Here is a 1,942-nt window from a genome sequence, read left to right as displayed (position 1 = left end):
GCGTTGATCTGGGCGGTTACTACCGCGGCGATGCAGCGAAGACTGCAGACGTTATGCGCCCATCCGCAACGCTGAACGCGATCATCGGATAAACACTTTAGGCCGTGCGCTTGTCTCCAAGCGCGCGGCCTTTTTCTATTTCGAGCTTCGCTTCAAAAACGACGCGCGCAGACTTCTCTTGATGTAAGTCCAAGCAACAAAGCGGCTGGTCTTTTGCCCCTGCGCCATTTCCACGATTTTGAAATCCGCAACCTTCGCTTTTCCCAATATCCGCTTAAGCGTTGCCACGTTATCTTTCTTAGACACCAGTGACGTAAACCACAGACATTGGTTCGCGAAATCGCGACTTTCATTCACCATACGAGCGACGAACTTTATTTCACCACCCGGGCACCAAAGCTCTGCATTTTGCCCGCCAAAGTTCAGCTTCGTTGAGGCCCCTTCCCCCAAATTCGCCCACTTGCGCTGAGTGCCTTTATTGGCTTGCTCCTTTGAAGCATGAAAGGGCGGATTGCACATGGTGACATGAAACCTGTCCTTAGGCTCGATCACGCCACGAAAGATATTCTCGCGTTTATCTTGCTGTCTCAGAGTGATGTTCAGCTTGTTCAGCTCGTAAATCTTCTGCGCCGATTTAATCGCATCAGCGTCAATATCCGTCCCTGTGAAATGCCACTCATATTCGCTCTGCCCCGTCAGCGGGTAAACTAGGCTCGCGCCTGTGCCGATGTCGAGCGCTTTGATGCGACGCCCACGCGGGATGTCTTGATCATCGCAACTACTCGCCAGCAAATCCGCCAGATAGTGAATGTAATCAACGCGCCCCGGAATAGGCGGGCAAAGATAGCCCGCTGGGATGTCCCAGAAACCCACATTGTAATGCGCCTTGAGCAACGCCCGATTAAGCATGCGCACAGCCGCCACATCGCGAAAATCGATCGTCGTCTGGCCCGCTGGATTGAGGGTTGTAAACGTCTCAAGCTCTGGCAGTTCTTTCAGCAAACGGACAAAATCATACCCGTCACGGTGCTGGTTACGGGGATGCAGCTTTGGTTGAGGGGCCATAAGGCAGCTTTCAATGGGATGAACAAACGGCGGTCAGCGTTCTTAGGCGCTCAGGTGCAAAGAGTAAATTAGCAAGACACGTAGTATGCTGCTCGTACCATTTTTAACGTGCATGAGCCTTCGTTCTGCGCCATCTTTTGATTTCGAACTCAAGTCCTTGCCCATCGGAGCAGTCACCATGACAGACACCCGCGAACAATTTGCTCTTATCGGCGCAGGACCAATGGGGCTCGCCGCTGCCAAGCTGATGGTTGAGAATGGCATCCCGTTTCAAGGGTTTGAGCTGAACTCGGATGTGGGTGGTCTCTGGGACATCGATGCACCGCGCTCAACAATGTACGAAAGCGCGCATTTGATTTCGTCTAAACGTATGACGGAGTTCACCGATTTTCCGATGCGTGACGACGTGGCCGAATATCCGTCCCATCGAGAACTAAAACAATACTTCCGCGATTTCGCAAAGCATTTCGCGCTCTATGATCACTACCGCTTCAACAGCGAGGTTCTGTCCTGCACCCCCCTTGGCGGCTCAGGCGATGGCTGGCAAGTGACCTGGCGCGATGACACGGGCGAACATTCTGAGGTCTTTGCAGGCGTAATGATCGCCAATGGCACCTTGAGCGAGCCGAACAAACCCAGTTTCAAAGGGGAGTTCACGGGCGAGTTGATCCACGCCGCCAACTACCGCAGCCCAACCCAGTTCACAGACAAACGCGTGCTCATCGTCGGCGCGGGCAACTCTGGCTGTGACATTGCCGTCGATGCAATCCACCACGGCGCACGCTGCGATCTATCGATGCGGCGCGGCTATTATTTCGTTCCAAAATACATCTTCGGAAAACCTGCCGACACCATGGGCGGGCTGATCAAATTGCCC

Annotated in this window: 2 protein-coding genes; one reads left to right on the top strand and one right to left on the bottom strand. The window is 53.6% G+C overall.

The window, feature by feature from the left end; all coding sequences use genetic code 11:
• Nucleotides 1-135: 135 nt before the first annotated feature.
• On the bottom strand, nt 136-1,065 hold the full coding sequence (gene rlmF, locus ABJQ89_RS10455; RefSeq protein WP_348496181.1) for a 23S rRNA (adenine(1618)-N(6))-methyltransferase RlmF: 930 nt from the start codon (nt 1,063-1,065) through the stop codon (nt 136-138).
• A gap of 178 nt (nt 1,066-1,243) precedes the next feature.
• Between rlmF and ABJQ89_RS10450 the strand changes: the two genes are divergently transcribed.
• Nucleotides 1,244-1,942, top strand: a 699-nt coding sequence (locus tag ABJQ89_RS10450; RefSeq protein WP_348496180.1) for an NAD(P)/FAD-dependent oxidoreductase, incomplete at its 3' end; no start/stop codon positions are given.

The sequence above is a fragment of the Planktotalea sp. genome (assembly GCF_039984035.1).
Lineage (GTDB): Bacteria > Pseudomonadota > Alphaproteobacteria > Rhodobacterales > Rhodobacteraceae > Planktotalea.
The sequence above is the reverse complement of the archived record's forward strand: the minus strand, read 5'-3'. Positions and strand labels throughout refer to the sequence as shown.